This is a genomic window from Cellulomonas dongxiuzhuiae (assembly GCF_018623035.1).
Classification (GTDB): domain Bacteria; phylum Actinomycetota; class Actinomycetes; order Actinomycetales; family Cellulomonadaceae; genus Cellulomonas; species Cellulomonas dongxiuzhuiae.
The window spans coordinates 1,977,708-1,999,603 of record NZ_CP076023.1 but is presented as its reverse complement, the minus strand read 5'-3'; the positions used below and the strand labels follow the sequence as shown (position 1 = coordinate 1,999,603).

Sequence of the window (21,896 nt, the reverse complement as noted above, 5' to 3'; positions counted from 1 at the left end):
CGCGTCACTCCACGGTTGTCGTGCCGTCGTCACCTGCAGCAGCCCCCCGCGCCGGAGCGGAACGGTCCGGGTCGACCTCGACCCGTTCCCCGGGACGTCGTCCCGTGGACCTCTCCACGTCCAGCGCGTGCTGCAGGATCACCACCGCGGCTGCCTGGTCGACGACCTGCCGGTGGCGGCGTCCGGATCGGCCGGCCGCCTGTAGTGCGTGATGCGCGGTCACGGTGCTCATCCGCTCATCCACGAGCCGGACCGCGAGGGGCCGGACCGCGTGCGCCAGTGCGACAGCGTACGCGCGCGCGACCCCTGCGGACGACCCCTCGGCACCCGACAGGTGACGGGGAAGCCCGACGTACACCACTTCCGCACCTCGTTCCCGGGCCTCGTCCGCGATCCTCGCCACGTCCGTGGCCGTCGAGGACGGCTTGCCGGAGGCGCGCGCGAGCGTCGCCACGGGCGTGGCGAGCATGCCGTCCGGGTCGCTCGCCGCCAGTCCGACGCGCACGGTGCCGACGTCCACCGCGAGGCGGACGCCGCGCGTCACCGTGTCCACGTCGACCGCGCCCCGCGGCGGCGTGGCGTCAACCACGGACCGCCGCGACGACACCCGCGAGGGCGTCGGCGAGTCGGGCCGCGTCGGTGCCGCCGCCCTGGGCGACGTCGTCCTTGCCACCACCGCCGCCGCCGAGGACGCCCGAGGCGGTGCGCACGAGCACGCCCGCCCGGTGGCCGGCCTCGCGCGCGGCCGCGTTGGTCGCGACCACGACGACCGGACGGCCCTTGGCCACGCCGCCGACGGCCACGACGACCGGGGACGACTCCCCCAGCCGCCCGCGCACGTCCAGCGCCAGGGTGCGCAGGTCGTCGGGTGCCGCCACGTCGCCCGCGTCGTGCGCGACGACCCGGACCGTGCCGACCTGCTCCGCACCCGCGGCGAGCTGACCCGCGGCCGCCAGCACCTGTGCCTGGCGCAGCGCCGCGAGCTCCTTCTCCGACTCGCGCACGCGGGTGAGCAGCGACGACACGCGGTCGCCGAGCTCGTCCGGGCGCGCCCCCAGCAGCCCCGAGAGCTGGCTGACGAGCGCGCGCTCCTTGGCCTGGTAACCGTAGGCCGAGTCCCCGACGAGCGCGTCGACGCGGCGCACCCCCGACCCGATGGACGACTCCCCCAGCAGCGTGACGAGGCCGAGCTCGCCCGAGCGCCGCACGTGCGTGCCGGCACACAGCTCGCGTGACCAGTCGCCGCCGATGGACACGACGCGCACCTGGTTGCCGTACTTCTCCCCGAAGAGCGCCATCGCGCCCAGCGCGCGGGCCTCGTCGATCGCCATCGTGCGGTCCGTGACCTCGAGGTCGTCCTGCAGCCGCTCGTTGACGCGGCCCTCGATCTGCGAGAGCGAGGACGCGGGCACCGAGGCGCCGGACCGGAAGTCGAACCGCAGGCGGCTGGGTGCGTTCTCCGAGCCCGCCTGCGTGGCGCTGTCGCCGAGCTCCTCGCGCAGCGCCTTGTGCACCATGTGGGTCGCGGTGTGGGCGCGCGCGATCGCGCGACGGCGCGCGGTGTCGATGGTCGCGGTGCCCTGGTCACCGAGCGTGACGGTGCCGTCGACGAGGCGGCCGTGGTGCACGGACAGCCCCTTGACCGGCGCCTGCACGTCGTCGACCTCGACGATGCCGCCGTTCTCGAGCGTGATCGTGCCGGTGTCGGCCAGCTGGCCGCCGGCCTCGGCGTAGAAGGGAGTGACGTCGAGCACGACCTGCACGTGCGCGGGGGCGGTCGCCGCCGGGGCGGGCGCGCCGTCGACGAGCAGGCCGACGATCTTGGCACGCGCGGTCGTGTCGGTGTAGCCGACGAAGGTGACGGGGGCGCCGTGCTCGCTGCTCAGCGACTGCTGGAGCTGCTGGTACGCGCTGGTGTCTGCGTGGCCCGTCTTCTTGGCCAGCGCGTCGGCGCGCGCACGGTCCCGCTGCGCCTGCATGAGCGTGCGGAAGGCCTGCTCGTCGACGCTGACGCCGTGCTCGGCCGCCATCTCAAGCGTGAGGTCGATGGGGAACCCGTAGGTGTCGTGCAGCGCGAACGCCTGCTCGCCGGTCAGCGCCGCGTCGCCGTCGCCCGCGCCGGCCTTCGCGCGGCTGACCGCGCCCTCGAAGATCGTGGTGCCCGCCGTGAGGGTCCGCAGGAACGTCTCCTCCTCGCCGTACGCCACCTGGGCGATGCGGTCGAAGTCGCGCGCGATCTCGGGGTACGACGCGCTCATGAGGTCGCGGCTGATCGGCAGCAGCTGGGGCAGCGCCGCCTCCTCGACGCCGAGCAGGCGCATCGAGCGCACCGCGCGGCGCACGAGCCGGCGCAGCACGTAGCCGCGGCCTTCGTTGGACGGCGTGACGCCGTCACCGATGAGCATGAGTGCGGAGCGGACGTGGTCGCCGATGACGCGCAGCCGCACGTCGTCCTCGCCGCCCGCGCCGTAGCGGCGCCCCGTGAGCTCGGCGGCGCGCTCGATGACCGGGAAGACCTCGTCCGTCTCGTACAGGTTGTTCTTGCCCTGCAGCAGGTAGGCGATGCGCTCCAGCCCGGCCCCGGTGTCGATGGCCTTGCGCTCGAGCTCGCCGAGCAGCGGGTAGTCCTTGCCGCGGCCCTCGCCGCGCACGAACTGGTCGAAGACGAGGTTCCAGATCTCGAGGTACCGGTCGCCACCGGGGTCGACCGTGCCGCCCTCGGCCTCGGGGCCGAACTCCGGGCCGCGGTCGTAGTGCCACTCGGCGCACGGGCCCGCCGGGCCGGGCTGGCCCGTGTCCCAGAAGTTCTCCTCGCGCGTCAGACGCACGATGTGCTGCGGGTTCACGCCGACGCGGACGAGCGCGTCGGCCGCCTCGGTGTCCTCGTTCCAGATCGTCACCCAGAACCGGTCGCCGTCCAGCCCGAGCCCGCCGTCGGCCTGCGAGCCGGTGAGGAAGCCCCACGCGAGCTCGATGGCGCCCTGCTTGAAGTAGTCGCCGAACGAGAAGTTGCCCAGCATCTGGAAGAACGTGCCGTGGCGCGTCGTGCGGCCCACGTTCTCGATGTCGTTGGTGCGGATGCACTTCTGCGCGTTGGCCACGCGGGGCCACGGCGCCTCCTGCGTCCCCAGGATGTACGGGATGAACGGCACCATGCCGGCGATCGTGAACAGGATCGACGGATCCGGGGAGATCAGGGGCACGGACGGCACGATGGCGTGGCCCCGGGTCTCGAAGTAGTCGAGCCAGCGCTGGCGGATCTCGGCGGTGCGCATGTCGTCCTCGTCAGGTGCGGTCCACCGCACGGCGGCGGCGGATGGTTCGGGTGGGTCCGGGCACGCGGGCCCGGGTGGTGCGCGGCGGCCCGCTCAGAAGAACGGGGCCTGCGCGTCGTCGTCGGGGTCGGTGAGCGGCTCGTCCGCCCAGCCGCGGGCGGACAGGTCACGTGCGAGACCGTCCTGGGCGGGCCGGCCGAAGGTCTCGCGCAGCTCGGCGCGGTGCCGCGGCGCGTTCGCGCGCACCGTGTCGATGTCGACGTCACCGACGAGGGCCTCGAGCAGCTCGGCCTCGCGCTCGGCGACGCCGGTGCGGAAGTCGTCCCGTGCGGCTCGCAGCGCGCGACCGACCCGGACCGCGCCGTCGACCGCGTCGCCGGTGCCGGCCGGTGCGTACTGCGCGACCAGCCGACGACCCTGCCGGACGACGACGACCGTGAGCGCCACGCCGACGCCGACCCAGAACAGGCGCCTCATCGGCCCGTGCCGCCCGTGCGCAGGCCGGCGAGGGCCCGCCGCACGCCGTAGGAGAACGCCGCGACCTTGAGGAGCGGCGCACCGACCGTGGCCGTGACCAGGGAGGACAGGGCGGAGACGTTCTCGCCGACCTGGGCCGCTGCGGTCGTGACCGTGTCGACCTTGTCCATCTGCGAGGCGGACGACGCGACGACCTTCGCGGCCTCGTCCAGCATCGGGACCGTGTGGTCCGTCAGCTCCTTGACGGAGCTGCGCGTCTCCTCGAGCACGGCCGCGACCTTCAGGCACACGAACCCGAGGAAACCGACCAGACCGACGAAGGCGATTGCTGCGATGAGTCCCGCGACGTCACCGATCGACACCATGCCCGACCTCTCTCCAGCTGCGTGTTGGTCCGTGATCGGACGTCGTCACCCTACCCGGGCGCCACGCCCGGACGACGCGCGTGCCGTGCGCACCGGACGCACGAACGCCCCGCCGGCGATGGTGCGCGGCGGGGCGTTCGTGGGGTGGGTCAGCGGGCGTAGTACTCGACGACCAGCTGGACCTCGCACGTCACGGGGACCTCGGCGCGCTTGGGGCGACGCACCAGCGTGGCGCTGAGCTTCTCGAGCTGGACCTCGAGGTAGCCCGGCACGTTCGGCAGCACGTCGCGGTGAGCGCCGGCGGCGGCGACCTGGAACGGCACGGTGGCCTGGGACTTCGGCTTGATCTGCAGCGTCTGGCCCTCCTTCACGCGGAAGGACGGACGGTCGACGATCTTGCCGTCGACGAGCACGTGACGGTGCGTGACCGTCTGGCGCGCCTGCAGGATCGTGCGGGCGAAGCCGGCGCGCAGGACGAGCGCGTCCAGACGCGTCTCGAGGTCCTCGACGAGGGCCTCACCGGTCAGGCCCGGGGCCTTGCGGGCGTTCTCGTACGCCTTGGCGAGCTGCTTCTCGCGCAGCGCGTACTGGGCGCGCAGACGCTGCTTCTCGCGCAGACGCACCGCGTAGTCCGACTCGGTGCGGCGACGGGCGCGGCCGTGCTCACCGGGCGGGTAGGGACGCTTCTCGAAGTGCTTGACGGCCTTGGGCGTCAGGGCCAGGCCGAGCGCGCGGCTCAGGCGGACCTGGCGACGCGAACGGGTCACGCTGCTCACAGTGGTACTTCCTGTCGTGTCGATGGACGAGCACACCCGCGCTCCGGACGAGGTCCGGACGGAAAGGTCTCCGGCGGGCGTGGGGCCGACCACGGTGCGGCCACCCGGTCGTCATGAGGACGGTCGGTGCCGCGGGCTAGGGCCCCAGGTGCTGACTGCTGCCGTCCGCGCAACGGCGGACGACCGGTCGATACTACCTGACGGACGGGCTCGGATCAGCCGCCGACGCGTCCTCAGGCAGGTCCGCCCCCGGGATCCCCGCCGCCGGACGGGTCGAGGATCGACCGGATCCTCGTCAGCCGCTCCCCCACGGAACGCTCGAAGCCCCGGTCGGACGGCTCGTAGTACCGGGTACCCGCGAGCTCGTCCGGCAGGTACTGCTGCGTCGCGACCGCGTGCGGAGCGTCGTGCGCGTACCGGTAGCCCTTGCCGTGCCCGAGTCCCTGGGCGCCTCCGTAGTGCGCGTCGCGCAGGTGCGGCGGGACGGTGCCGATGCGTCCGGCGCGCACGTCCGCGAGCGCGCGGTCGATCCCGACGTAGGCGGCGTTGGACTTGGGAGCGGTCGCCAGGTGCACGACCGCCTCGGCGAGGATGATCCGCGCCTCCGGCATGCCGATGAGAGCGACGGCCTGTGCGGCGGCGACCGCGGTCTGCAGCGCGCTCGGGTCGGCCATGCCGACGTCCTCGGCGGCGGCGATGACGATGCGCCGGGCGATGAAGCGCGGGTCCTCCCCCGCGGCGACCATCCGCGCCAGGTAGTGCAGGGACGCGTCGACGTCGGAGCCGCGCATCGACTTGATGAACGCGCTGATGACGTCGTAGTGCTGGTCGCCGTCGCGGTCGTAGCGCACGGCGGCGACGTCGATCGCGCGCTCGACGGTGGCCAGGTCGATCGTGACCGGGGTGGCGGTCCCGGCGGCGGGGCCGCGCTCCGAGAGCCCGGCGCCCGCGGCGGCCTCGAGGATCGTCAGCGCCTTGCGGGCGTCGCCACCGGCGAGGCGCAGGAGGTGGTCGAGGGCGTCGTCGTCGAGCGTGACCGAGCCGGCGAGGCCGCGCTCGTCGCGCACCGCACGCTCGACGAGGACGCGCACGTCGTCGGTGGACAGCGGCTGCAGGGTCAGCAGCAGGGACCGCGACAGGAGGGGCGAGTTGACGGAGAACGAGGGGTTCTCGGTGGTGGCGGCCACGAGCGTGACCCAGCGGTTCTCGACGCTCGGCAGCAGGGCGTCCTGCTGGGCCTTGGTGAAGCGGTGCACCTCGTCGATGAACAGGACGGTCTCGGACCCGTCGGCCGCGAGCCGGCGGCGCGCGTCGTCGACGACGGCGCGCACGTCCTTGACGCCGGCGGTGACGGCCGAGAGCTCGACGAACCGGCGTCCCGACGTGCTGGCGACCAGGTAGGCGAGCGTCGTCTTGCCCGTGCCGGGCGGGCCCCACAGGACGACGGAGGACGGCACGGCACGGCGCGCGCCTTCCTCGGCGGGCTCGACGAGGCGGCGCAGGGGGGAGCCGGGCACCAGCAGGTGCCCCTGCCCGGCGACCTCGTCGAGGGTGCGCGGGCGCATGCGCACCGCGAGCGGGGCTCCGGCGGCGGGGGCCGGCAGCCCGTGCGCGGTCGAGGAGACCGCGTCGAACAGGTCCATGCCTGCGAGCCTACGGGCCGCCTGCGACGGGTCGGTCCTGCGGTCACGGGCGCGCGCGACCACCCGGGCGCCGCCGTGACGTGCGCCGGGCCCCCGGGACCTGCGAGCATGACCCGCGTGTTCGCACGCCTGGGTCGCACCGTCGCCCACCACCCGCGGTCCACGGTCGTCGTGTGGCTGGTCCTCACGGTCCTCGGCTACGTCCTGGCGGTGCAGGGGCTGCACGGCGAGAACCTGTTCGACCGGGTGGCGACCGGGTCGCCGGGGGTGCCGGGCACCGAGTCGACGCGCGGTCAGGAGATCCTCGCCGCCGAGCGGACGACGGGGCCGAGCGTCAACCTCGTGCTGTCGGGGCTGGACCCGGCGGACCCTGAGCTGGGGCCGGCGCTCGAGCCCGTACGCGCGGAGCTGTCCGCGATCGAGGGCGTGGCGTCCGTCATCGACCCCCTCGTGCTGCCGGGCGGCGTCGAGAACCCGGCGTCCGCGCCGCTGCTCGCCCGTGACGGCGAGGGGTTCCTCGTGGTCGTCGAGCTGGCGCCGGACCTGTCCGACGACGCCCAGGGGGCCGCGCTCGACGCGGTGGAGCAGCGGCTGCTCGAGGTGCCGGGCGAGCTCGCGGCCGTGGCGCCCGACGTGGACGGGGTGGTGGGCGCCGAGCACCTCATCGTCGACGAGATCACGCAGCAGGTCGAGGACGACCTGCGCACGGGTGAGGTCGTGGCGCTGCCGATCGCGCTGCTCATCATGGTGGTGGTGTTCGGGGGCTTCCTCGCCGCGGCGATGCCGATGGCGGGTGCGCTCGCCTCGATCGCGGGCGGGCTGGGCGCCCTGCTCGCCCTGACGTACGTGATGGACGTCGACGCGTCGGTGGTCAACGTCGTCACGGTGCTCGGGCTGGGTCTGTCGATCGACTACGGCCTGCTGATCGTCTCGCGGTTCCGCGAGGAGCTGCACCGCAGCGTCGGGACCGACGACGGCGCGGGCAGCCGGCGGCGCCGTGGTGACGGCGCGGTCGTCGCGGCGGTCGAGCGCACCATGGCGACCGCGGGCCGCACCGTGGTGTTCTCCGCCGTGACGGTGGCCGTCTCGATCGCCGGCCTGCTGGTGTTCCGCCCGGACATCCTGCGCGCCGTGGGGGCGGGCGGGGTGGCCGTCGTGCTGGTGGCCGTCGCGACGGCGGTCACGCTCGTCCCGGCGCTGCTCACGATGACGGGCCGCCGCCTGGCGAAGCCGGGCCTGCTGGCCCGGGTGCCGGGTCTGCGCCGCGCGTCGGACGTGCGGCACGACGAGGGTGCGTTCTCGCACCTCGCCGGGCGCGTGCAGCGACACCCGTGGTGGGTGATGCTCGGGTGCGTGGCCCTGCTGGCGCTGCTGGCGGCGCCGGCGCTGCGGATGGAGCTGCGGATCAGCGGCCTCGAGCTGCTCCCGGCCGGCACGACCCAGCGCGCGTACGTCGCCGACCTCGAGGAGAACTACCCCGCGGCGTCGTCCCCGGCCGTCACGGTCCTCACGGCCGCGTCCCTCCCGGAGGCGACCGCGTGGGCCGAGGAGATCGCGCAGCTGCCGGGTGTCGTCGGCGTCGACCCGCCGACTCCCGTGGGGGCGTACGTCGTCCTCGGGGTGCGGGCCGACACGGACGACCCGGGCGGTCCGGTGGCCGCCGACGTCGTGCGGGAGGTGCGCGGGCTCGACGTGCCGTTCGAGCGGTGGGTCGTGGGTCAGGCCGCCTCGCAGATCGACTTCACGGACGCGCTGCTGGCGCGTGCGCCGATCGCGCTCGGGATCGTGGGCGTCGCCACGCTGCTCCTGCTGTTCCTCATGACGGGGTCCGTCGTGATCCCGGTGAAGGCTCTGATCACGAACGCGCTGTCCATCGTGGCCTCGCTCGGCGTGCTGGTCTGGGTGTTCCAGGACGGCCATCTCGAGGGGCTGCTGGGGTTCACGTCGACCGGCGGGATCGAGACGTACGTGCTGGCGCTGGTCATCGCGTTCGCGTTCGGGCTGGCGATGGACTACGAGGTCTTCCTGCTCTCGCGAGTCAAGGAGCTGCACGACGAGGGCCTGCCCACGGACGAGGCGGTCCGGCTGGGGCTGCAGCGCTCCGGGCGGATCATCACGTCCGCCGCGGCGATCATCATCGTCGTGTTCGCCGGCTTCGTCGTGGGTGACCTGGTCGTCATCAAGCAGGTCGGCTTCGCGCTCGCGTTCGCCGTGCTGATCGACGCGACCGTGGTGCGCCTCTTCCTCGTCCCGGCGACGATGACGATCCTGGACCGGGCCAACTGGTGGGCTCCCGGCCCGCTGCGCCGGCTGTACCGGCGCTTCGCGATCCTCCACTGACGGCACCCGGGTACGGTCCCCCGGTGCACCCGTCGCCCGCGTCCGACGCCCCGACGCCGGAGGTCCGGCGGCCGCGGCGGCGGGCGCTGCTCGGGGTCGCGGCCCTCGCGGTGCTGGTCGCGGGGCTCGCCGTGTCGCGCGGCGACGGTCTCGCCGCCGATCTCGCGGGGGGTGCGCTGTACGCCGCGCTCGTGCAGCTGCTGGTCCTGCTCGCCGTCCCGGCGGCGCGCGTCACCGGTGCGGCGGCGGTGGCGCTCGGGGTGTGCGTCGCCGTGGAGCTCGCCCAGCTCACGCCCGTCCCCGGGGCCGTCGTCGCGGCATGGCCGCCCGCCGCCTACGCCCTGGGGTCGACGTTCGTGCCGGCGGACCTGCTCGCGTACCTCGCGGGCGTGCTCGCGGTGGCGGCCGTGGACGCCCTGGCGCGTCGGGCCACCTGACGCGCCGGGACGGTCGCCGGGCAGGCCGCGCCGTCCTGCACGAGCCTGGACCCGGGGGCGAGGCCGGGGGTGGTCGGGATGGAGTGGTTCGACGCGGACGGGTACACGCTTGCGCGTGCGCTCGTGCAGCGGGGCGTCGCGGCCGTCCACGTCGTCGCGTTCGTCGCGGTGCTCCAGCAGTTCCGCCCGTTGCTGGGCGAGCGAGGGCTGCTCCCCGTGCGCGCGTTCACCGCGCGGGTCCCCTTCCGGGCGAGCCCGAGCCTGTTCCACCGCTGGTACAGCGACCGGCTCGTGGTGCTCGTCGGGTGGGTGGGTGTCGTCGTCGCGCTGACCCTCGTCGTCGGGCTGCCGCAGCAGGGTCCGCCGTGGCTGCCGCTGCTCGCGTTCGCCGTCCTGTGGGTGCTGTACCTGTCGGTCGTCAACGTCGGGCAGGTGTTCTACGGGTTCGGGTGGGAGTCGCTGCTGCTCGAGGCGGGGTTCCTCGCGGCGTTCCTGGGGTCCGACGACGTACCGCCGCCCCTGCCCGTCCTGGTGCTGCTGTGGTGGCTCGTGCTGCGCCTGGAGCTGGGGGCGGGGCTCATCAAGATGCGCGGCGACCGGGCGTGGCGGGACCTGACCGCGCTGTACTACCACCACGAGACGCAGCCGATGCCCGGGCCGCTGAGCCGCCTCTTCCACCTGCTGCCGCGCCCGCTGCACCGGGTCGAGGTGCTGGCGAACCACGTGACGCAGCTGGTGGTGCCGTTCGGGCTCCTGGTGCCGGGGCCGGTCGCGTCCACGGCCGCCGCGATCATGATCGCCACCCAGCTGTGGCTCGTGCTGTCGGGCAACTTCGCGTGGCTCAACTGGCTCACGATCGTGCTGGCGTGCTCCGCGATCGACGACGCGTCGTGGCGGTGGGCGCTCGGGCTCGTCGGCGTCGACCTCGGCCCGGTCGCACCTGTCGGCGACCCGCCGGCCTGGTACGTGGTCGTCGTGCTCGCGGTGGCGGCGCTGTGCGTGTGGCTGAGCCGTCACCCGCTGCGCAACCTGCTCTCGCGCCACCAGGCGATGAACGCGTCGTTCAACGCGCTGCACCTCGTCAACGCCTACGGGGCCTTCGGCTCCGTCACGCGGCGGCGCACCGAGGTGGTCGTGGAGGGCACGCGCGATGCGGACCCCGGGGCCGCGACGTGGCTCGAGTACGAGTTCCGCGGCAAGCCGACGGACGTGCGTCGCCTCCCCCGCCAGTACGCGCCGTACCACCTGCGCCTCGACTGGGGGATGTGGTTCCTCGCGCTGGGCTCGTCGTCGCAGCTGCGCTGGTTCGTGCCGTTCCTCGGCCGCCTGCTCGACGCCGACGGTCCGACGCTGCGCCTGCTCGCGCACGACCCGTTCGACGGCGCGCCGCCGCGCTGGGTCCGCGCCCGCCTGTACCGCTACCGGTTCGCCACCCGCGAGCAGCGGCGCGCGACGGGACAGCGGTGGGTCCGTGAGGCCGAAGGCCTCCTGGTCGACGCGACCGACCGCGCGCGGCTCGCCCGCCTGCAGTGACCCGCGCGCGGCGGCGCGCCGTCAGATGATCAGCGACTGGCCGCCGTCGACGAACACCTCGGTGCCGGTGACGTGGCTCGCGGCGTCGGAGACCAGGAAGGCGATGACGTCCGCGACCTGGCGCGACGACCCGGACTCCTCACCCGTGAGCGGGATCTGGCCCTGCGGGTACTCGGCGGGCACACCGATGCCCTCGGTGTCCCGCTGCTCGGTGCTGTCCAGGATGTTCGTCTCGATCGCACCGGGGCACACGGAGTTGACCCGCACCCCGCGCGGGCCGAGCTCGACCGCCGCCATCCGCGCAAACGCGACCTGCCCGGCCTTGCTCGTCGAGTACGCCGACGCGCCCGCCGTCGTGAACGTCCGGGTGCCGTTCATGGACGAGACGACGACGACCGCACCGCCCTGCCGGACGAGGAGCGGGACCGCGTAACGCACGGTGAGGAACGTGCCCGTGAGGTTGGTGGTGAGCGTCGAGGTCCACTCCTCCGGCTCGAGCTGGTCGAGCGGCGCCCACACGCCGTTGACGCCCGCGTTCGCGACGACCACGTCCAGTCGTCCGAGCTCGCGCTCGACCCGCGCGTAGACGTCGCGCACCGCGGCGGCGTCACCGACGTCCGCCGCGACCGCGAGCACCGTGCCACCGTTGCCGCGGATCTCCTCGGCGACGTCGTCCGCGCTGTCCTGGCTGTGCCCCAGCGCGACGACCGTCGCCCCGTCCTGCGCGAGGCGCACCGCCGTGGCCCGCCCGATGCCTGATCCCGCGCCCGTGACCAGCGCGACCTTGTCCTGCAGCGTCATCGTCCGCCCTCCTGTGGTCCGACACGCCGACGCTAGCCAAGGCGCGCGCGGACCGCGCGGCGAGCGGGCGACCTCGTGAGAGGGCGTCCCGCCGGCGGCAGGGTCACGGGTGGGTGGCCCCCGGTGGTCCGTAGCCCGCGTTCTCGACGTCCACCCGGAACCCCAGGGCGTCGTAGACCCGGCGGGCGTGCACGTTGTCCGCGTACATGCCCAGCGAGACCCACGGCGCACCGGCCTGCAGGGCGCGTCGCGCGGCCGTCGCGGTGATCGCGGCCCCCAGACCCCGCCCCCGCGCAGCGGGCACGACGCCGAGACCGTGCAGGTGCATCGGCGGCGTCGCCCCGCCCGGGCGGGTGGTGACGCCCAGCACGCCGAGGAGCTCGCCACCCTCGCCGGGCACGCCCCACCACCCCGCGTCGTCCGGTGCACCGGGGCGGTCGCGCGTCGTGGGGTGACCGACGTCGAGGCAGGCGTTGATGGCGACGGCGTCACGCACGGGGTCGAGCGCGACCACGGCACCCTCCCCCGGCTGCTGCGGGGGCGGTGCGTCCGTCGTGAAGCGGTCCCAGGTGGTCTGCCGCCGGATGCCGGCCACGTCCAGCGCCTCGGCGGGCACCTCGACAGCCCGCGGCACCGTGGCCCACCACAACCCGCCGCCGTGGGCGACGAGGGCGTCGGGCACGAGCCGCTCGAGCTGGTCGACGTCCCCGAGCGCCCACAAGAGGTCACCTGCGGGCGAGTCGACGACGAGGACGACCGCCGCGTCGTCCTGGGCGAGGACGGACGCGGCGGCCCAGCGGACCTGTCCGTCGAGGACGTCACGCCGCTCCCGCAGCACGGGCGGGAGTCGCTCGAGGAGTCGTGCGGCCACCACGGGCCTGCCCGTCAGTCCTGGACGGCGGCGCTCGGCGCCTGCTTGGGCTTGACGTCGACGCCCGTGTCGCGACGCTGCTCGGGCGAGATCGGGGCCGGCGCACCGGTCAGCGGGTCGTACCCGCCGCCGGACTTCGGGAACGCGATGACCTCGCGGATCGAGTCCGAGCGCGTCAGGAGCGTGACGATCCGGTCCCAGCCGAACGCGATCCCGCCGTGCGGGGGGGCGCCGAAGGCGAAGGCGTCCAGCAGGAAGCCGAACTTCTCCTGCGCCTCCTCCGGCCCGATGCCCATGACCTCGAACACCCGCTGCTGCACGTCGCGGCGGTGGATACGGATCGACCCGCCACCGATCTCGTTGCCGTTGCACACGATGTCGTAGGCGTACGCCAGCGCCTCGCCGGGCGACTCCTCGAAGCGGTCGACCCACTCCGGCGTCGGCGACGTGAAGGCGTGGTGCACGGCGGTCCAGGCGCCGCCGCCGACCGCCACGTCGTCGTCCTCGCCCGTCGGCTTGAACAGCGGCGCGTCGACGACCCACACGAACGACCACGCGGACTCGTCGATCAGGCCGCCGCGGCGCCCGATCTCGAGGCGTGCGGCACCGAGCAGCGCCCGCGCGTCGGTGACCTTGCCGGCCGCGAAGAACACCGCGTCGCCCGGCTGCGCACCGACGGCCGCGGCGAGGCCGGCCCGCTCCTCGTCCGTGATGTTCTTGGCGACCGGTCCCCCGAGCTCGCCGTCCTCGCCGACCGTGACGTACGCGAGGCCCTTGGCGCCGCGCTGCTTGGCCCACTCCTGCCACGCGTCGAACCCGCGCCGCGGCGTGCTCGCACCGCCCGGCTGCACGACGGCCCCGACGTACGGCGCCTGGAAGACCCGGAACGGCGTCGCGGCGAAGTACTCCGTGAGGTCGGTCAGCTCGAGCCCGAACCGCAGGTCCGGCTTGTCGCTGCCGTAGCGACGCATCGCCTCGGCGTACGTCATGCGCGGGATCGGCGTCGGGATCGTGTACCCGATGAGCTCCCACAGGGACGTCAGGACGGCCTCGGCCAGCTCGATGACGTCGTCCTGGTCGACGAAGCTCGCCTCGACGTCGAGCTGCGTGAACTCCGGCTGCCGGTCGGCGCGGAAGTCCTCGTCCCGGTAGCAGCGGGCGATCTGGTAGTACTTCTCGAGCCCGCCGACCATGAGCAGCTGCTTGAACAGCTGCGGCGACTGCGGCAGCGCGTACCAGCTGCCGGGTGCGAGGCGGGCCGGGACGACGAAGTCGCGCGCACCCTCGGGCGTCGAGCGGGTCAGCGTCGGGGTCTCGACCTCGACGAAGCCGCGCTCGTCGAGCACCGCACGCGCGGCGCGGTTGACCTGGGCGCGCAGCCGCAGCGCGTGCGACGGTCCCGCGCGGCGCAGGTCGAGGTAGCGGTAGCGCAGCCGCGTCTCCTCGCCGACCGGCTCGTCGACGGACGCCGAGACCTGGAACGGCAGCGGGGCGGACTCGTTGAGCACCACGACCTCGTGCGCGACGAGCTCGACCTCGCCCGTGGCCAGGTTCGGGTTCTCGTTGCCCGCGGGGCGTCGGCCGACCTCGCCGGTGACCTGCAGCACGTACTCGGCGCGCAGGCCGTGCGCGACGGCCTCGTCACGGATGACGACCTGGGCGATGCCCGAGGCGTCCCGCAGGTCGACGAACGCGACCCCGCCGTGGTCGCGACGCCGGTCCACCCAGCCCGTGAGGGTGACGGTGGTGCCGATGTCCTCGGCCCGCAGCGAGCCGGCGGTGTGGGTGCGCAGCACGGAAGGTCCTTCAGGTCGGGGTCCGCGCCCGGGTGGGCGCATGACGATCATAGGTGCGCCCGCGGGGCCGGCCCACGCGGGATCGGCGACGCGGACGCTGCCCCCCACCGCGCGACGACGGTCAGAAGAGCGCGGGCTGGAGCTGCGCCGCTGCCGGGTGGGCGTCGCCGTCCCGGCGGGCCCAGCGCACTCCCTCCGCGTCCGGCTGCGGCCGGTCGAGGCCGTGCTTCGCGAGCAGCGGCCGGACGCGCGCGTCGAGCCATGCGCGGTACTCGCCGTGCACGTACGACCCGCCCCGGAACACCCGGCCGTACCCGGCCACGAGCTCCGGACGCTCCCGCGTCAGCCACGCGAGGAACCACTCGCGCGCGCCGGGTCGCAGGTGGAGCGCCATGACGGTGGCGCGCTGGGCGCCCGCGTCCGCGACGGCACCGAGCAGCCGGTCCAGGTGGTCGGTCGAGTCGGTGAGCCACGGCAGGACGGGCGCTACCAGGACCTGCACGGGCAGGCCTGCGTCCCGGATCGCCCGCACCAGCGACAGCCGCGCCCGGGCGGTCGGCGTGCCGGGCTCGAGCTGCTGCTGGAGCTCGTCGTCCAGCACGGCGATCGACACCGCGAGCGACACGGGCACGTCGCGCGACGCCGCGGCCAGCAGCGGCAGGTCCCGCCGCAGCAGCGTGCCCTTGGTGAGCACCGACAGGGGCGTCCCCGAGCCCGCGAGCGCCTCGATGATCCCGGGCATCAGCGTGTAGCGCCCCTCCGGGCGCTGGTACGGGTCGGTGTTGGTGCCGAGCGCCACGTGCTCGCGCGCCCACGACCGGCGGGCGACCTCGGCGCGCAGCACCTCGGCGACGTTGGTCTTCACCACGATCTGAGTGTCGAAGTCCTTGCCCGCGTCCAGGTCGAGGTAGCGGTGCGTGCCGCGGGCGAAGCAGTAGGTGCACGCGTGGAGGCAGCCGCGCATGGGGTTGACGGTCCACCGGAACGGGACGGCCGAGGCGTCGGGGACGCGGTTGAGCGCGGTGCGCGAGAGCACCTCGTGGAACGTGACGCCGGCGAAGTCGGGCGTGCGGACGCTGCGGACCAGCCCGGGCAGGGTGCGCAGGTCGAGGCCGGGCAGGGCGTCGCCCTCCCCCGCGTCGATCTTCTGCCCGTCCCAGCGCACGCGTCGATTCGAACACGTGTTCGATACCGGGTCAAGGCGGCGCGTCGATCGTGACCTGGACAGCCGTGACGGCGGGTGCCGCGGGGACGGAGGAGAAGCCGAAGCGCACGGGCGGTCCGACGCGGCGCAGGTCGCCGAGGGAGCGGTCGCCCCAGCGCGCGTCGAGCGCGACGAGGGCGTGCTGGTCGCGTGCGGCGTACACCTGCGACGAACCGTCGCGGCCCCGGCCGCGCGTGCGCACACCCCGGACGAGCGCACCCGCGAGCGCGTCGACGAGGCCGGCGGTCGCGCGGGCGCGTACGACGACCGGAGGGACGAGCCGGAGCAGTGCCCCGACCGGGGTGCGCGCCCCGATGGTCAGGCGTGCGCGCAGGGGCCCGGCGACCACCGTCCACGTGCGCGAGCTCGCGTCGGCCACGACGTGCACGGGCACCACGTGGACGGCGTCGAAGGTGTACAGCCGCGTGACGAGGTCCGCGACGTCGCTGCGTGGCGCCAGCAGCACCCGCGTGCCGTCGGGGTGCTCGACCATGACGTCGGCGAACCCGCCGAGAGGTGAGCGCAGCCACCGCCCGACCACGAGCCTCGTGCCGTGCGCCGTGCCGACGCCCGCGATGCGCCCGTCGAGGACGACGGGCGCCGGGGCGACGTCGGACGCGACGGTGGGCACGCCGCCACGCTAGGCGTGGGCCGGCACGGCCGCACCACGACCGGGCCGGCCCCTCGGGGCACGCGTGCGTCAGCCGGCGGCGACGACGCGCGGCAGCAGGTCCTCGGCGGGCGGCGTCCACGTCGCCGCGTCGACCGGCGTCTGCTCGCCCGACCGGATGTCCTTGACCTCGTCCTGCGCGGGTGCGCCGTCCTCGTCCGCGTCGCCGACGAACCACACGAACGGGATCCCGCGGCGGTCGGCGTGCTTGATCTGCTTGCCGAACTTCGCGGCGCTCGGCGCGACCTCGGTGGGGATGCCGCGCGCGCGCAGCGCCGCGGCGACGGCGTCCGACGCCGTGCGACGCTCCTCGGACGTGACGGCGACCAGCACCGCCGTGGGCACCGAGCGCGTCGCGCGCACGAGCCCGGCGGACAGCAGGCGCGAGACGAGCCGCGACACGCCGATCGACAGGCCGACGCCCGGGTAGGTCGTCGTGCCGTCCGACGCCAGCGTGTCGTAGCGCCCGCCCGAGCAGATGGACCCGAGGTCCTCGTGCCCGACGAGCACGGTCTCGTAGACCGACCCGGTGTAGTAGTCGAGCCCGCGGGCGATCTTCAGGTCCGCGACCAGGACGCCCGGGGCCCGCTCCGCCGCGGCGGTGACGAGGGCGCCCAGCTCGCGAAGGCCCTCCTCGAGGAGCTCGGTCGACGCCCCGTGGCGCTCGGCGAGCTCGCGCACCCGGTCGACGACGGACGCGTCGCCGCCGTGCACGGCCGCGAGCTCGAGGCACGCGGCGGCCTGCTCCGGCGTCGCACCGGCCTCGGCGACGAGGAGGTCGGCGACGGCCTCGGGCCCGACCTTGTCGAGCTTGTCGATGCCGCGCAGCACCGCCTCGACGTCCTCGAGGCCCAGCCCGCGGTAGAAGCCCTCGGCGACCTTGCGGTTGTTCACCAGGATCCGCACGGGCGGGACGCCGAGGTCCCGCAGCGCGCCCAGGGCGTCGGCCATGACGAGCGGCAGCTCGACCTCGTAGTGGTACGGCAGCGCACCGGCGCCGACGACGTCGATGTCGGCCTGCACGAACTCACGGAACCGGCCGTCCTGCGGCCGCTCGCCCCGCCAGACCTTCTGGATCTGGTAGCGCCGGAAGGGGAACGCCAGGCGCCCCGCGTTCTCGAGCACGTAGCGCGCGAACGGCACGGTGAGGTCGAAGTGCAGCCCGAGCTGACCCTGGCGGTCGGCGGGCTCGTCGGCCCCCGCGGGCTCGTCGTGCAGGCGGCGGAGCACGTAGACCTCCTTGGAGGTCTCACCCTTGCGCAGCAGCTGCTCGAGCGGCTCCACGGCCCGCGTCTCGATCCCCGCGAACCCGTGGAGCTCGAACGTGCGGCGCAGCACGTCGAGCACGTGCTGCTCGACGATGCGCCCGTCGGGCAGCCACTCGGGGAATCCGGACAGGGGTGTGGGTCGCGCCATGCGTCCGATGATCCCAGACCGGCACGACGGTCCCGCACCGACGTCCACGGCGCGGGCGACGGTGCGCCGGGCCCGGTCAGCGGGCGCGGGCCAGGTACGGGTTCGTCGCCAGCTCGGTGGCGACGTCGGTCGCCGGCCCGTGGCCGGGCAGCACGCGCGACGACGACGGCAGCACCGCGACGACGTCGCGCAGGGTCGCCGCCATCGCGGCGTCGTCCCCGCCGGGCAGGTCGGTGCGCCCGATGCTGCCCGCGAACAGGACGTCCCCCGACAGCACGACCGGGTCCGCCTCCCCCGTGTCCACCAGGTACAGGGTGGAGCCCTCGGTGTGCCCGGGGGCGTGGCGCGCGACGACGCGGACGCCGCCGAGGTCCAGCTCCACGTCACCGGTGCGGCCGCTCCCGGCGGCCCCGAACGGCTCGACCCGCTGCGGGGAGCGCCAGGACGCGACGTCGACCCCGGCGGCGCGCAGCGCCTGCGCGAGCGGACCGGACGGGTCGTGCCGCGGGTCGAGGACGCCGAGCGTCCCGAACGGGTCCTCGAGGCGGTAGGCGTCACCGGCATGGAGCATCACCGGCACGTCGAGGTCCCGCGACAGCGCCGGTGCGTCCCACGTGTGGTCCGCGTGGCCGTGCGTGACGAGCACCGCCCGAGGCGTCAGGCCACGGGCCACGACGAGCCGCCGGACCTGGTCGCCGGCGCCCGCGCCGGGGTCCACGACGACGCACGCGCCGTCGTCGGCGACGAGCACCGAGCACCGGGCGGCGAAGACGGGTGCGACGACCGTGAGGATCTCCATCCCCCGCACGCTAGACGAGCCCCCGCACCCGCGCCGTGCCCACCGCGGGGTACGTGCGTCCATGCGGGTGCGCCGGTGCACGACGACGCCCCCGCCTTGCCTAGACTGTCCGGGGTCCGGCATGTGTCCGGTGGTCGCAGCCTCGACGGCGACGGTGCCCGAGCACACGGCACCGCCGCTGTCGCCACGACGAGACGAGGAGAGCGGTGTCTTCGAAGCGCGAGCGCGAGTACGAGCGCCGTCGGTACGAGAAGCTGCACGCACGCCAGCTGCAGGCGCAGCGGGCACACCAGCAGCGCATGCGGGTGATCGCCGGCGGAGTCGTCGCGGTGCTCGCGCTGGCCGTGGGAGTCGTCGCCGTCATCAACCTCTCGGGCGACGACGGACCGTCGGCGGCCTCGTCGACCGACGACCCCGCCGCCACCGCAGCCCCGGCAGCCACCTTCCCCGCTCGCACCGGCAACGGCGGCGTCCTGCCGGAGGCCTCGCTCGCCGAGAACCGGACGTGGACCGGCACGATCGCGACGTCCGCGGGGGCGGTGGGCATCGAGCTCGACGGTGCCGCGGCGCCCCAGGCGGTCGCGAACTTCGTGACGCTGGCCGGGGAGGGGTACTTCGACGGCACGATCTGCCACCGCCTCGTGCCCGAGGGCATCTACGTGCTCCAGTGCGGCGACCCGACGGCCACCGGCACCGGCGGCCCGGGCTACACGTGGGGTCCGATCGAGAACGCACCGTCGGACGACATGTACCCGGCAGGCACGATCGCCATGGCCCGCGTCGGCGGCGACGCCGCGTCGATGGGCTCCCAGTTCTTCCTCGTCTACGAGGACTCGCAGATCCCGTCAGACACGGCGGGCGGCTACACCGTGTTCGGCCACATCACGTCCGGTCTGGACGTGCTGAAGGCCATCGCTGACGCGGGGACCCAGGACGGCAGCGAACGTCCGGTCACCGACGTCACCATCGAGGGAGTGGAGATCCAGTGACCGAGCACCCGACGACGTCGTCCCCGGACGACGCCGAGCAGGCTCCCCCTCCCGCGGGCGACCCGGCCGGCACCACTGCGCCGAACGTGCCCGAGGTGCCCGAGGTGGCACCCGTCGACGACGCGGCACCGAGCCCGCAGCCCACGGACGGGTCGACCACCGAGGCCGTCGTGGCCGACGACGAGGCGGCCCGCACCGACGCGACCGCGGACCCCGAGCCCGCGGCCGAGGCCCTCCCGGAGGAGCCCTCCGCCGAGGCCACGGACGAGGCCGCCCAGGACGGGTCCGCGGCTGACGCCCCGGCCGGCGACGTCGACGCCACGCCCGAGGCCCTCGCGGAGGAGCCGTCGGGCGACGCCACGGACGGGCCCGCCGCGGAGGAGGCCGAGCCCACGGGCGAGTCCACCGCCCCGGCAGCACCCGCGGCTCCGCGCCCCTCCCCGGCCTCCGTGCGTCCGCTCCCGCGGCCCGTGCCGCGGCCGTCGGCGGTCGCGGCGTCCCCCGCCGGCCCGGCGGTCCCCGTCCCGACCCCCGACGAGGAGGCCGCGGCCGCGCACGCCGCGACCTTCGGGCGCGTCGACGAGGACGGCACGGTGCACGTCGTCGAGGCCGCGGGCGAGCGCGTCGTGGGGCAGTTCCCCGGTGCGAGCGCGCCCGAGGCGCTCGCGCTGTACGTCCGGCGGTTCCTGGACCTGCAGGCGAAGGTCGCGCTGTTCGACGCGCGGCTGTCCGCCACCGACCTCTCGGTCAAGGAGATCGACCAGACGCTCACGCGCCTCACCGAGGAGCTCGCCGAGCCGGCCGCCGTGGGCGACCTCGACGCGCTGCGGGCGCGGCTCGAGGGCCTGCGGTCCCGGGCCGCCGAGCGTCGTGCGCAGGCGGACGCCGAGCGCGCCGCGGCGCGGGAGGCGGCCGTCGCCGCACGCACGCAGATCGTCGAGCAGGCCGAGAAGATCGCCACGACCGACCCGTCGCGCATCCAGTGGCGGCCCGCCGGTGAGCAGTTGCGCCTCCTGCTGGACCAGTGGAAGGACGCCCAGCGCTCCGGCCCGCGCATCGACCGGCCCACGGAGGAGTCGCTCTGGAAGCGGTTCAGCCACGCCCGCACCACGTTCGACCGTGAGCGGCGGCACTTCTTCGCCGAGCTCGAGGCGCGCAACTCCGAGGCGAAGACCGTCAAGGAGCAGCTCGTGGCCGACGCAGAGCGGCTGGCGACGAGCACGGACTGGGGTGCGACGTCGGCGGCCTTCCGTGACCTCATGACGCGCTGGAAGGCGGCCGGACGGGCCAACCGCCAGGTCGACGACGCGCTCTGGGCCCGGTTCCGCACCGCGCAGGACGCGTTCTTCGCCGCCCGGGACGCCGCGAACCAGGCCATCGACGAGGAGTTCCGCGCGAACCTCGAGGTCAAGGAGGCGCTGCTCGTCGAGGCCGAGGCGCTGCTGCCCGTCCGCGACCTCGGTGCCGCCAAGGCGGCGCTGCGCTCGCTGCAGGACCGGTGGGACGCCGCAGGCAAGGTGCCGCGCGCCGACGTCCAGCGGGTCGAGGGCAGGATGCGGGCCGTCGAGACCGCGGTGCGTGAGGCCGACTCGGCGCAGTGGCGTCGCAGCAACCCCGAGACGCGCGCCCGCGCCGAGGGTGCGGCCGCGCAGCTCGAGCAGGCGATCGCCGGCCTCGAGGCCGACCTGGAGAGCGCGAAGGCGGCAGGCGACCAGCGCCGCGTCACGGAGGCCCAGGCCGCGCTCGACGCCCGGCGCGCCTGGCTCGAGCAGGTGCAGCGCGCCGCGCAGGACGCCCGCGGCTGACACCGCGCGCCCGTCCGTCCACAGGATGCCCGCCTGCTCCCCCGTCGGGGGACGCCGGCGGGCATCCTGGCTTTCATGACCGTCTGCGACCCCGCCGCGGCCCCGGCCTTCCTGCAGCGGCTGCGTCCGCGTCCGCCGTCGCCCGGTCCCGTCGTCCTGCGACGCGGTGACGTCCCCGCCTGGGCGTGGACCGGCCTGCACCTCGACGGGGTCCTCGCTCCCCTCTGGGGGGACGTCGCGCGGGTCCGCGGGACGCCCGAGGACCCGGCGGTCCGCGCGCGCGCCTTCGCGCCGCTCGTCCCGCAGCGCGGAGCCGTCGGGCAGCTCGCGGCCGCGTGGGTGCACGCCGGTGGCACGCCGCCGCGGCGCGTGACCGTCCTCGTGCGCTCAGGTGCCCGCCGGCCCGACCCTCACCCGGACCGCACGACCGCGGAGGCCGACCTCGTCGACGAGGACCTGCAGACCCTCGGCGGCGTGCTGGTCACCACCGTGACACGCACCGCGGTCGACGTCGCGCGCTGGGTCCCGGCACCGACCGCAGTGCCCGTGCTGCGGACGCTGCTGCCGCGCGGGCTGGACCCGCACGCCGCGCTACGGCGGATCGACGCGCACCGCGGCGGCCGCGGGCTGCGCGCGGCACGCGCCACGCTCCGGCAGGTGTGAGCGCGCAGGCTCCACGGCGGACCGCCCGAGGCCGGG

General features: G+C 74.9%; 19 protein-coding genes. 6 read left to right on the top strand and 13 right to left on the bottom strand.

Annotated elements, in window-relative coordinates; translation table 11 throughout:
- Window positions 1-4: 4 nt before the first annotated feature.
- From ruvX to KKR89_RS08965, 6 genes are all read right to left on the bottom strand, one after another.
- The gene (ruvX, locus tag KKR89_RS08990; RefSeq protein ID WP_251140832.1) at window positions 5-544 is read right to left on the bottom strand and encodes a Holliday junction resolvase RuvX; all 540 of its coding nucleotides are present in this window, start codon (window positions 542-544) and stop codon (window positions 5-7) included.
- Window positions 545-581: 37 nt separating this feature from the next.
- Window positions 582-3,275, bottom strand: a complete 2,694-nt coding sequence (alaS, locus tag KKR89_RS08985) for an alanine--tRNA ligase (protein WP_208195046.1) — start codon at window positions 3,273-3,275, stop codon at window positions 582-584.
- Window positions 3,276-3,368: 93 nt separating this feature from the next.
- On the bottom strand, window positions 3,369-3,752 hold the full coding sequence (locus KKR89_RS08980; protein WP_208195045.1) for a hypothetical protein: 384 nt from the start codon (window positions 3,750-3,752) through the stop codon (window positions 3,369-3,371).
- Complete coding sequence (locus KKR89_RS08975; RefSeq protein ID WP_208195702.1) at window positions 3,749-4,114, bottom strand: DUF948 domain-containing protein; 366 nt, start codon at window positions 4,112-4,114, stop codon at window positions 3,749-3,751. Before KKR89_RS08975 ends, KKR89_RS08980 begins: the two co-directional genes overlap by 4 nt.
- A gap of 152 nt (window positions 4,115-4,266) precedes the next feature.
- Window positions 4,267-4,893, bottom strand: coding sequence for a 30S ribosomal protein S4 (rpsD, locus tag KKR89_RS08970; protein ID WP_191779370.1), 627 nt, complete (start codon window positions 4,891-4,893; stop codon window positions 4,267-4,269).
- Between the two features lie 233 nt (window positions 4,894-5,126).
- Window positions 5,127-6,536 (bottom strand): replication-associated recombination protein A, encoded by a 1,410-nt coding sequence (locus KKR89_RS08965; RefSeq protein WP_208195044.1) that lies wholly within the window; start codon window positions 6,534-6,536, stop codon window positions 5,127-5,129.
- Between the two features lie 108 nt (window positions 6,537-6,644).
- On the opposite strand from KKR89_RS08965, the gene KKR89_RS08960 reads away from it, so the two are divergent.
- The 3 genes from KKR89_RS08960 to KKR89_RS08950 all read left to right on the top strand — a co-directional run bounded on the left by KKR89_RS08960 (window position 6,645) and on the right by KKR89_RS08950 (window position 10,846).
- Window positions 6,645-8,876, top strand: a complete 2,232-nt coding sequence (locus tag KKR89_RS08960; protein WP_208195043.1) for an MMPL family transporter — start codon at window positions 6,645-6,647, stop codon at window positions 8,874-8,876.
- Between the two features lie 23 nt (window positions 8,877-8,899).
- Window positions 8,900-9,313, top strand: a complete 414-nt coding sequence (locus tag KKR89_RS08955) for a DUF2809 domain-containing protein (RefSeq protein WP_208195042.1) — start codon at window positions 8,900-8,902, stop codon at window positions 9,311-9,313.
- 78 nt (window positions 9,314-9,391) lie between these two features.
- Window positions 9,392-10,846 (top strand): lipase maturation factor family protein, encoded by a 1,455-nt coding sequence (locus KKR89_RS08950; protein ID WP_208195041.1) that lies wholly within the window; start codon window positions 9,392-9,394, stop codon window positions 10,844-10,846.
- Between the two features lie 21 nt (window positions 10,847-10,867).
- Here the strand turns inward: KKR89_RS08950 and KKR89_RS08945 are convergent, their stop codons facing one another.
- From KKR89_RS08945 to KKR89_RS08915, 7 genes are all read right to left on the bottom strand, one after another.
- Window positions 10,868-11,647 (bottom strand): SDR family oxidoreductase, encoded by a 780-nt coding sequence (locus KKR89_RS08945; protein ID WP_208195040.1) that lies wholly within the window; start codon window positions 11,645-11,647, stop codon window positions 10,868-10,870.
- A 103-nt stretch (window positions 11,648-11,750) separates the two neighbouring features.
- A complete protein-coding gene (locus tag KKR89_RS08940) occupies window positions 11,751-12,518 on the bottom strand; it encodes a GNAT family N-acetyltransferase (RefSeq protein WP_208195039.1) in 768 nt (255 codons plus the stop codon).
- Between the two features lie 14 nt (window positions 12,519-12,532).
- Entirely contained in the window at window positions 12,533-14,314 is a 1,782-nt protein-coding gene (aspS, locus tag KKR89_RS08935) for an aspartate--tRNA ligase (RefSeq protein WP_208195038.1), read from the bottom strand.
- 121 nt (window positions 14,315-14,435) lie between these two features.
- Window positions 14,436-15,479, bottom strand: coding sequence for an Rv2578c family radical SAM protein (locus KKR89_RS08930; RefSeq protein ID WP_208195037.1), 1,044 nt, complete (start codon window positions 15,477-15,479; stop codon window positions 14,436-14,438).
- 31 nt (window positions 15,480-15,510) lie between these two features.
- Window positions 15,511-16,149, bottom strand: a complete 639-nt coding sequence (locus tag KKR89_RS08925; protein WP_208195036.1) for a hypothetical protein — start codon at window positions 16,147-16,149, stop codon at window positions 15,511-15,513.
- Window positions 16,150-16,218: 69 nt separating this feature from the next.
- Entirely contained in the window at window positions 16,219-17,604 is a 1,386-nt protein-coding gene (gene hisS / locus KKR89_RS08920) for a histidine--tRNA ligase (RefSeq protein WP_208195035.1), read from the bottom strand.
- A gap of 76 nt (window positions 17,605-17,680) precedes the next feature.
- Window positions 17,681-18,403, bottom strand: coding sequence for an MBL fold metallo-hydrolase (locus tag KKR89_RS08915; RefSeq protein ID WP_208195034.1), 723 nt, complete (start codon window positions 18,401-18,403; stop codon window positions 17,681-17,683).
- Window positions 18,404-18,609: 206 nt separating this feature from the next.
- Here KKR89_RS08915 and KKR89_RS08910 point away from each other — a divergent pair, with 206 nt between their 5' ends.
- From KKR89_RS08910 to KKR89_RS08900, 3 genes are all read left to right on the top strand, one after another.
- Window positions 18,610-19,392: a peptidylprolyl isomerase gene (locus KKR89_RS08910; protein ID WP_208195033.1), complete on the top strand. Its 783-nt coding sequence runs from the start codon at window positions 18,610-18,612 to the stop codon at window positions 19,390-19,392.
- A complete protein-coding gene (locus KKR89_RS08905; protein ID WP_208195032.1) occupies window positions 19,389-21,197 on the top strand; it encodes a DUF349 domain-containing protein in 1,809 nt (602 codons plus the stop codon). Before KKR89_RS08910 ends, KKR89_RS08905 begins: the two co-directional genes overlap by 4 nt.
- Window positions 21,198-21,272: 75 nt before the next feature.
- Complete coding sequence (locus KKR89_RS08900) at window positions 21,273-21,860, top strand: hypothetical protein (RefSeq protein ID WP_208195031.1); 588 nt, start codon at window positions 21,273-21,275, stop codon at window positions 21,858-21,860.
- Window positions 21,861-21,896 lie beyond the last annotated feature (36 nt).